Origin of the sequence: Edaphobacter sp., assembly GCF_035763405.1 — a bacterium.
Classification (GTDB): domain Bacteria; phylum Acidobacteriota; class Terriglobia; order Terriglobales; family Acidobacteriaceae; genus Edaphobacter.
Genome location: NZ_DASUBE010000073.1, coordinates 1 through 9,555, shown reverse-complemented (window position 1 = coordinate 9,555; position 9,555 = coordinate 1). Strand labels below are relative to the sequence as shown.

Here is a 9,555-nt window from a genome sequence, read left to right as displayed (position 1 = left end):
CCCCCGCTTTTTGTGCAAAGTCCTTCGAACAAAGGACTTAGGTCCGGACTTCGGTGCCGGCTGTTCGTAAAGTATTGATTACATTGAGCCGTAACACGTAAAGTCCTTCAAGCAAAAGGGTTATGAGGATTTTGCGAGGGTTTGTGCCGCTCCGACGAAAATGCGGCTATTCTTTCCATTCGACTTCGCTCAGGGCGGCTACTACGCTCAGAATGACGGGGTTTCCGGGAAACCGCTCTAGTTAAAGGTTAGCAGATGGGGAGGGGTCATCCCGCCACGGGTAAGACGCTTTTTATGAGGCAGTTGCGTGATTTTAGGGCTTGACATCAAGAGCTGGCAGGGGAAGAGTGATCTGGCGGGGTGAAACCAGGACTGGGAACCAGTCGTAGCAGAGGCCGGAGGCGCACGTGAGCAAGTTCTGGAAGCGAGTGGGCATGAGCGCGATCATCGCAGTGGTGCTCGCCGCGTGCCTGGCGGTAGTGGGGTGGAAGCTGGTGACGCGGCGCATCGCGGAGCGGATGCGGCCTCCGCGACTGGTCTACCAGCCCGTACCGGCGAGCGACTTCGTATTCAACACGCTCGACGGGCAGGCGGAGCACCTGTCTGCACTGCGCGGGCAGGTGCTGTTTGTGAATCTATGGGGCACATGGTGCATTCAATGTGTAGCAGAGATGCCGACGGTGCAGACGCTGTACAACCACTATCGGGACGATCCGCACGTGCGGTTCCTGGTGATCTCGCGCCTGGATTCGCCGGCAACGGTGCGGACGTGGGCAGAGCGTCACAGGCTGGATCTGCCGTTTTATACGATGCGGGATGAGGACATTCCACGGTCGATGCGGCTTAATCAATATCCTGCGACGTTTTTGTATGGGAAGGATGGGCAACTGGTAGCGGTACATGTGGGCGCAGCAGACTGGTCGGCCCCCGAGGTGGTGCGGTTTATCGATGGACTGGAGCGACGTTGATGGGCGCCCGGATTTGACAGCGTTGCGGCAGGAATAGAAAGCAAAATACGGGGGTCTCTCCACTCCGGCGCAAAAGCGCGCCTCCGGTCGAGATGACGTGTCATTTGTGCCGGGGGTAGACAAGCGGATTCCTCCGCTTCGCTGCGGAATGGAAATGCGAAGGGGAATGTGTGCATTCCCACCCATCGCAAAAAGCGCGATGGATGGGGAATCCGGCGAAGATGGGGCCCCGGTCAGGGAGCAAACCGCAGGTCCTTCGACTGCGCCTCTCGCGGTTAAGCTGCGAGAGGCTCCGCTCAGGATGACAAGTTTGCGGATACATCAGTGAGTTGCATCCCGGGTTGAGTTGCGTCCCGGGTTGGGTTGCGTCCCGGGTATAGGTCGATATGGTCTAGTTCCTGTTCCCTAATCCCTAATCCCTGCTTTTAGTGTTCGCTGTACATCTTCATCACGTCCTGACGGAGGGCAAGCTGGCTGGCGGTGCGGCTGTAGAACATGTGGCCGCCGGGGTACTCGTGGACCTGGATGCGGGAGGCGTCGCCCATCTTCGGGATCTGGTTGACGGTGAGGACAGAGCCCATGAAGGGGCAGGAGAGATCGGACCAGCCGTGGGCGATGAGGACGTGGAGCTTGGGGTCGGTGGCTACGGCGACGCGGAGGTCGGTGGAGGAGGCTGAGCTGCTGAAGGCTCCGCCGCGTCCGCGGTCCCATTGCTCGTTGACCACGTCGGAGAGGGCGTTGTAGCGCGCGTCAATCTTCCAGCCTACGGTGCGCGTGACCCAATCGACCATGGCGGTGGTGGTGGGGGCGATGATGCTGAGCAGGATGGGGTCGTTGGTCTCCTGCGTGGGGCTATAGGGGAAGGGGTCGTAGGCGGTGACGTTGGGGTCGTAGCGGCTGCCGAGCTTGCCGGTCTCGCGGAACTCCTCGCGGAGGAATGCCTGGGTTTCGAGGCGGCCGCCGGACTGTTTGACGAAGGTGGGGTCGAGCCCGGTCAGCTCCGTGACTTTCTTGACGATGTCGGGCGTTGCGGTGGGGTCGGAGTTGCCTTTGAGCAGGCCGGTTGCGTAGTCGCCGAGGTCGTAGGCGATGACCGGGGCCATGTTCTCCTCGGTCAGCTTGCCCTGGCGCTCGTAGTTGGCGGCGACGATGGAGGGGAGCGTGGTCATCCAGTAGATGGGCGAGAAGTCAGGCGCGCCGGCGTCGGGCGAGAGCGCGGGCGAGATGAGCACCAGCCCGTTGATGCCGACGCCGATCTGCGACTGGAGATACTGCGTGAGCCGAGGTCCGCGATAGCCGCCGTAGCTTTCGCCGACGATGTACTTCGGCGAAAGGAGGCGGTCGTTTTCGACCAGCCAGTCGTAGACGATGCGCGAGAGGTAGTGGATGTCCTGGTTGGGTCCGTAGAAGAGCTTCTTGGTCTCGTCGGGGGAGACCATGGACTTGCTGAAGCCGGTGCCGATGGGGTCGATGAAGACGAGGTCGGTGAAGTCGAGCCAGGTGCCGGGGTTGTCGTGCAGGGTTGCGGGGTCGGACGGGCTTTGCCCCTCGGCGCCGAAGTTGACGCGCTTGGGTCCGATGGCGCCGAGGTTGAGGTAGACGCTGGCTGCGCCCGGACCGCCGTTGAAGGCGAAGGTGACGGGGCGGTTGGGCTCGTCGACGGTGTAGGCGGTGTAGACGACTTCGCCGGTGGTCTTGCCGTCGGCGTCTTTGACGGGAAGCCAGCCGACGGTGGCGGTGTACTTGATGGTCTTGCCGTTAAGCACGATGCTCTGGGCGACGTGGGCCTCGGGCGGCAGCGAGGGCGGAGTCTTCTCCTTCGCCTCGGGCGCTGCGGGCTTTGTGTCAGTCGCGGCGGGCTTGGCTTCCGGCGCGGCTTTCTGCGCTATGGCTGGAGAAGCGGCGGCGAGTGTTGCGAAGAGGCAGAGAGAGAGGGCAGACTTCGGCAGGGCACGGAACCGGATTGGATGCATGATGGGATTTATATACTTCGAGCCGGGTTGTGCGCCAGTTAGGGGGGTGCGTTCGGCGATATGCGGGAAGGCCCGGGGGCTGAAGAGGGTGATGAAAAAGTGTCTCGCCGGGAAGAAAGCGTACCTCAGCGGCTAAAGCCGCGTTGATTTTGCAGCGTGAGCGGCACGGCTGAAGCCGTGTCCTTAAGCAAAACTTACTTTTTCAGCGTTCTTTGAAACCCCTTGTATCTGCTGGGATTTCCGCGGGGCTAACGCCCTGCGCTCCCACCGAAAAACGCGGATTTTCTTCGGGAATGACAAACAAAAAAAGACGAGTGCAGGAACGAAACGCGGATTCTCTTCGGGAATGACAACAAAGCGGTCGTAGCTTGTAGAATCGTTGCCGAATGGAGAACACACCTATGCGTATGCTTTCCGCTGTACTTGTCTGCTGCCTTTTTGCCGTGCCTGCTTTCGCGAAGACGAAGAGCGAGAAGCTCGTCGTTCCCATCAAGACCAGTGGAGGCCAGGACGCGGGCACAGCCACGTTCAAACAACTGAAGGACGGGAAGCTCTCGATCAAGCTGAATTTGAAGAACCTGCCCTTCGGGCAGCACGCCGTGCATATCCACGAGCACGCGGTCTGCGATGCGCCGGACTTCAAGGGCGCGGGCGGACACTTCAACCCGGCAGGCAAGGCGCATGGCACGATGAATCCGATGGGGCACCACAATGGCGATCTGCCGCAGAATGTGTCGATTGACGAGAACCATGTAGGCGAGGCGAGCTTCAAGGTGAACGACTTATCGCTGGACCCCTCATCCCCGGACAGCATTCTGGCCAATGGCGGGACGGCGATCGTCATCCACGAACACGCGGACGACATGAAGACTGACCCTACGGGGAATGCGGGCAATCGGATTGCCTGCGGGGTGATTGTGGCGCCGAAGCCGTAACGGGCTGCGTGAAGAAGGCAGAGGTTGAGGTCGATGGGGAGGAATACGGGGCTCTCTCCACTGCGGCGGCAAAGAGCGCCGGCTCCGGTTGAGATGATGTGTGGTTAGGCAGCGAAAAGCGCTGGTTGTGTGAGTCGGTGAACCGTCGCCCGCGGCTTTGCGTATAGGGAGCCATGGGCGTTCTCCACATGGCGATACCAGCTTCACCGGGGCTTGGCAGGCTGCCCCGGCACAAGGTGCTCCGGGAGCCGCGTCTGGTAGCGCGGTCGGGCCAGGACCCGGCACCGCAACCGGTCAGCAGCGTTCCGGCGGCACGCGATACACTGCTCAGACCGCCGTACCCATCCAGAGACGTGTCCGAGGCCAAGTTGGAGCGAACGCCGGAACAGGTAGCCGAACAGGAAGCTCTCGCCAGACTGGTGCGCCAGTGTCTGGCCGGGGACGGCGTCGCCTGGCAGCAGCTTGTGGTCTCGCAGCACCGGCGGATCTATGCGATCTGTTACCGCTTCACCGGATCGGGGACGGACGCGGAAGACCTGACGCAGGACGTCTTCCTGAAGCTGTACAAGAACCTCGCCAGCTTTGACATGCAGAAAGGCAGCTTTCAGACGTGGATTACAACGCTGGCGCGCAATCTGCTGGTCGATCATTTTCGCCGGACGCGGGTGGACCGGTTCAGCGACTCGCTGGACGCGCCGATGGACAGCTCCGGCGACGGCCCCACGATGGCTGACCGGCTGGCTGACCCGGGCAAGTCGCAGGAGAGCCACATTGCGGGGCTCGAAACCCGGGCGCGGGTGCAGAGCGCGTTGAAACAGCTCTCGCCGGAGTTGAGGGAAGCTGTTATTCTCCGAGACCTTGAGGACATGGATTATAAAGAAATCGCGCAGGTGCTTCGCATACCCGAGGGCACGGTGAAAAGCCGTATCAGCCGCGGGCGCGGGGAACTTGCGAAGCTGTTGGAACGTATAGAGAAACAGGTGATTTGAACGGTGGAAAGACAGGTGATGTAAGTGGCAGACTTCAACCAATTCGGTAACGCAAAGCCCCCGCAGCCGGGCAACCTCGGCGACTGCGCGCGGTGTGAGGCGATGCTCGCCGATGCGCTCGACGGCACGCTGACGGCGGCCGACCAGGCTGCCTTTGACCTTCACATGGTCGCCTGCCCAGGTTGCGCCGCCATGCTGGCCGACGCGCGGCGCGGATTGGCGTGGATGGAGATGCTGAAGGAAGTCCAGCCTGAGCCTCCGGCGGCGATGCTGGAGCGGATCTTTGCCCAGACTTCGAGGGCTCAGACTTCCGGGGCTGCGACTTCGATGGCTATGGCCACCAGCAAAGTGGCTCAGGTCAGTACCGCGAGCGACCGTCATCGCTCCGCAAATACGCTGCTGGGGAGCCCGGCGGAGCCTGTCGACGAGCCTGCGTTCCAGCCTGCGGCATTCAGCGGGAATGTTCTTCCCTTCCGCGTGCGGTTCGCGCATGGGCTGCGCTCGTTCGGCCAGACCATGCTGCAGCCCCGGCTGGCGATGACGGCGGCTATGGCCTTCTTCTCGATTGCCCTGACCATGAACCTGACCGGCATTCGGCTGACGAGCCTGCGCGCCAGCGACTTCAGGCCGTCGAGCATTCTGCGCGCCTGCTACAACACGAAGGCGCGCGTGGTCCGCTACTCGGACAACCTGCGCGTGGTGTACGAGCTGGAGTCGCGCGTGCGTGACCTGCAGCGAACCGACAACGATTTCCCCCCACAGAACGCCCCTGCTACGGCCACTCCGCAGCAGGTACCCTCCGGCAACCAGCAAACGCCTGAGGAGCAGAAACAGAATCAGAACCAAGACCAGAAGCAACCCCGCCCTAAACCCGGTTCGGGCTCGAGCCGGCGCGAGACGCCGGGCGGGAACCTGCCCCTGGTCCGCTCCACGCACCATCGCGGAGCACTCTTTGCTACGATGCAGTCTTTTGAATTTTTACCCGGTGTCTTTGAGGATGAAGGGGGATTGGCATGAACTGCGCTAACCATCCTGACCGCGAACGTGTTGCGTTTTGCCAGAACTGCGGCAAGGCCATCTGCCAGGAGTGCACGCGCTCCGTCGGCTCGTCTGTCTTCTGCGAACCCTGCCTGGTCGCACGTCTGGCTGGAACAAACCCAGCTGCGGGCGGAAGCTATCCGGGCGCGACCGAGGGCGCTGCTCCTCCTCCGCCGCCGCCGATGTCTGGCGAGCCGAACCCCGGGCTGGCCGGGCTGCTGGGCATCATCCCCGGCGTTGGCGCCATGTACAACGGCCAGTACGCCAAGGGTATTGTGCACCTGGTGGTCTTCGCCATTCTGGTGAGCCTCTCGAATGAGAACGGGTTGTTTGGCCTGTTCATCGCGGGCTGGGTCATCTACCAGATCATCGAGGCGGTCCACACGGCGCGGGCGCGACGCGATGGGACTCCGCTGCCGAATCCGTTCGGTCTGAACGATCTTGGTGAGAAGCTGGGCTTCGGCAAATCGTGGCCTGCGAGTGTTCCGGGACAACCTGGTGCGCCGCCACCCTCCGCCTCGACTCCTCCGCCGGCCTCGGGTTACTCGCCCTACACGGCCCCTCCGGCGTCGAACTTCAGCCAGCAGTGGAATTGGGAGAACTATGCTCCTCCCGCACAGCCTGCTGCGCCCTATGCAGCGCCACCGTTCAGTCCGGTGGACCCGAACGCGGCTTTTGCCCATAATCGCTTCCCCACCGGGGCGGTGTGGTTGATTGTGCTGGGCGCGCTGTTCCTGATGGGCAATTCGCATCTGTTCTACGGCTTTCCGATGCACTGGATCATTCCGTTCCTGCTCATCGGCTTCGGCGTGTGGCTGTTTGTCCAGCGCATGACGGCGTCCGGCGCGACGCTGGCCGACGACGGCACCGCGATGTATCGGGTTCGCGTATATCACGCGATGAGCGGGGCGGTCTGGATTGTGCTGATCGGCGTGATGTTTCTGCTGGACAGCTTCCATATCCTCTCCTGGGGACGGAGCTGGCCGTTATTCATCATCATGGCAGGCGTGATGACGATGCTGCGCAGAGCAGCCTTCAGCGGCGGAGCATACCCGGCCTACATCCATCCTCAGCCACCGCCCCCGGATGCCACGGCGCAGCCTGCCCCCCCGGCCGATTCCACGGAGACCTCCACGCACGACCAGGAAGGGAGATAGGCCATGGCGAGCTATCCCCCACCCCCGCCTCCGCCGCCCCCCGGCCCTCCGTATGGCAACGACTGGCGCTATCAGCGCCGGGTCGTCCGCGAACAGGCCCGGATGCAGCGCGATGCCTTTCGCGCCCAGCGTGCGGCCTACCGCTACCAGGTGCGCGGCCTGCGGCGCACCTCCATCGTCGGCCCGCTGGTGCTGATTGCCATCGGCGTGGTCTTTCTGCTGGTCCAGACGGGACATATATCGGGCCGCGAATTCTGGATGTGGTACGGGCACTGGTGGCCGATGCTGCTGCTCGGCACCGGGATCATCATGCTGGGAGAGTGGGCCTTCGACCAGTACTTTCTCTCAGACCCCAATCAGCCGCGCTATCGCCGCAGATTGGGCGGAGGTGTCTTCTTTCTGCTGCTGATACTCGCCTTCACGGGTTTTGTATTCAGCGGATTTCATAGCGGTCCGCGTGCCTTTTCCTTCTTTCACCGCAACTTCGGCATCAGCCAGGACAACCTCGACCAGTTTTTCGGCGACAAGCACGAGAGCGACCAGACACTGGCCCAGGCCTTTCCGGCTGGCAGCAAGCTGGTAGTCAACAACCCGCGCGGTGATGTGACAATTTCCGGGACCAGCGACGACAACCAGATCCACATCGCCGTCCACAAGGCCGTGTACACGCGCACGGACTCGGAGGCCAACACCAAGGCCCAGCAACTGAGTCCAATGATTGAGAGCAACGGCGGCACGCTCTCGGTGACGATGCCTTCGCTGGAGGGCGCGCACGCCGACCTCACCATTACCGTTCCCATCGCCGCGCCGACCAATGTCATGGTCAATCATGGGGACGTTCATGTCAGTTCGATTCGCGGCGACGTCACCGTCACGGCCAACCACGGCGACATCGACCTGAGCGCCATTACCGGCACGGTGAACGGCCACATCAATAACAGCGATTCCTCGTTCTCGGCCCACAGCATCACCGGGCCGGTCACGATTGAAGGCCACGCGGGCGAGCTGACCGCCTCAGACATCAGCGGCCCGGTCAGCTTCAAGGGAGACGTGTACGGCTCGATCCACTTCGACCACATCCGCGGGCCGATCAAGTTCCACACCAGCCGCACCGACTTCCAGCTTGCGCGACTGGACGGCGAATCGGAGATCGGCAGCGACGACATGACGGCCAGCCAGGCTCTGGGCCCGGTGACGCTGAACACGCGCAACCGCAACATTACGCTGGACCGCATTGCGGGCGATGTCTCGGTGACGAACAGCAACGGCTCAGTGGACCTGACGAATGCGCCGCCGCTGGGCAACGTCACTGTTGAAAACCGCAACGGCTCGATCACGGTCACGGTGCCGGAACACTCCTCATTTACCGTGCAGGCACAGACGACCAATGGCGACCTGGACAATGACTTTTCCTTCGAGTCCTCCGGCACCGACACGCATAAGAGCTTTACCGGCACGGTGGGCAAAGGTGGTCCGGTGATGCGGCTGACGACGACGCAGGGCGATCTGGACCTGAAGAAGGCGTCGGTGCTGCCACTGCCCCCGGTCCCACCGCCACCGCCTCCGCTCTCGATTCGCAGCGGTGACGGCGCGCGCGTCATCATCGGCAACGGCGGTACGATTACGTCAAGCGGCGATGGCAGCCAAGTGATCATCAGCAAGGACGGAGCGCGCGTGAGCACCAGCGCCGACGGTACCGCCATCTACGTGGCTAAAGACGGCACGACGTTCACCTCCACGCCCGACGGCACGAAGGTGCTGGTCGCCAAGGACGGCACGCGCATCACCACGACTCCCGACGGCACCAAGGTCGGCATCGGCCCAAACCGAAAGCCGCTCACCGACGACGAAATTCAGGCCCGCCTCAAACAGGCCGAAGACACCATGCACAAGGCCGCCGCGGAGCAGGACCAAAACAAAAGCCGCTCCACAAAATAAAGCCCGGGCCGGGACCTCATTCCATTCAAGGTTCCTGTCGAGGGTTTATGCCTGTACTTTCCGCGTCATTGATGCGAGCCTGATGCAAAGCAGCGCAGACCGCGTTGCACTTTGCAATCGAGGACGCGAGAGGGTCCACGAGTGACGGAAACAGCCCCCGGCAAGGCCCTTGAATTTCGTGCGTGGCAGCATGTTGCGATCTTCCTCGCCGCTTGCGTTATCGTCATTTCGCGGCGTCCCGACTCGGTGTTTCATGCCCAGTTCTATGGGGAGGACGGCGCCATCTGGTTTGCCCAGGCATACAACTGGGGACCTTGGAGGCCCTTCTACTGGAGTTACAACGGATACCTGCATTTGCTGCCGCGGGTTGCCGCAGCAGCAGCGTTGCTTGTGCCTCTCCAACATGCACCTCTGATTGAAAATCTGGTTGCCATTAGTTTCGAGGCACTCCCTGTCAATCTGCTTCTATCAAGCCGGTCTTCCGCGTGGGGGACACTTCGGTTTCGCATTGCTCTGGCGGCGATCTATCTTGTTCTTCCCAACACGGGAGAGATGAT

General features: G+C 62.1%; 8 protein-coding genes. 7 read left to right on the top strand and 1 reads right to left on the bottom strand.

Annotated elements, in window-relative coordinates; all coding sequences use genetic code 11:
• Positions 1-407 precede the first annotated feature (407 nt).
• Positions 408-968, top strand: a complete 561-nt coding sequence (locus VFU66_RS07355) for a TlpA family protein disulfide reductase (protein WP_326445596.1) — start codon at positions 408-410, stop codon at positions 966-968.
• A 425-nt stretch (positions 969-1,393) separates the two neighbouring features.
• Here VFU66_RS07355 and VFU66_RS07350 read toward each other — a convergent pair whose 3' ends face one another.
• The gene (locus tag VFU66_RS07350) at positions 1,394-2,941 is read right to left on the bottom strand and encodes a S10 family peptidase (protein WP_326445595.1); all 1,548 of its coding nucleotides are present in this window, start codon (positions 2,939-2,941) and stop codon (positions 1,394-1,396) included.
• A gap of 401 nt (positions 2,942-3,342) precedes the next feature.
• On the opposite strand from VFU66_RS07350, the gene VFU66_RS07345 reads away from it, so the two are divergent.
• The 6 genes from VFU66_RS07345 to VFU66_RS07320 all read left to right on the top strand — a co-directional run.
• Complete coding sequence (locus tag VFU66_RS07345) at positions 3,343-3,876, top strand: superoxide dismutase family protein (protein ID WP_326445594.1); 534 nt, start codon at positions 3,343-3,345, stop codon at positions 3,874-3,876.
• Positions 3,877-4,049: 173 nt separating this feature from the next.
• Positions 4,050-4,865 (top strand): RNA polymerase sigma factor, encoded by an 816-nt coding sequence (locus VFU66_RS07340; protein WP_326445593.1) that lies wholly within the window; start codon positions 4,050-4,052, stop codon positions 4,863-4,865.
• A gap of 24 nt (positions 4,866-4,889) precedes the next feature.
• Positions 4,890-5,882 (top strand): anti-sigma factor family protein, encoded by a 993-nt coding sequence (locus VFU66_RS07335; protein WP_326445592.1) that lies wholly within the window; start codon positions 4,890-4,892, stop codon positions 5,880-5,882.
• Positions 5,879-7,060 carry a B-box zinc finger protein gene (locus VFU66_RS07330; RefSeq protein ID WP_326445591.1) on the top strand — a complete coding sequence of 394 codons (1,182 nt, stop codon included), beginning with the start codon at positions 5,879-5,881 and terminating at the stop codon, positions 7,058-7,060. The genes VFU66_RS07335 and VFU66_RS07330 overlap by 4 nt, the downstream gene beginning before the upstream one ends.
• 3 nt (positions 7,061-7,063) lie before the next feature.
• Positions 7,064-8,998 (top strand): DUF4097 family beta strand repeat-containing protein, encoded by a 1,935-nt coding sequence (locus VFU66_RS07325; protein ID WP_326445590.1) that lies wholly within the window; start codon positions 7,064-7,066, stop codon positions 8,996-8,998.
• Positions 8,999-9,139: 141 nt separating this feature from the next.
• The coding region (locus VFU66_RS07320; RefSeq protein WP_326445589.1) for a hypothetical protein at positions 9,140-9,555 on the top strand (416 nt) is incomplete at its 3' end.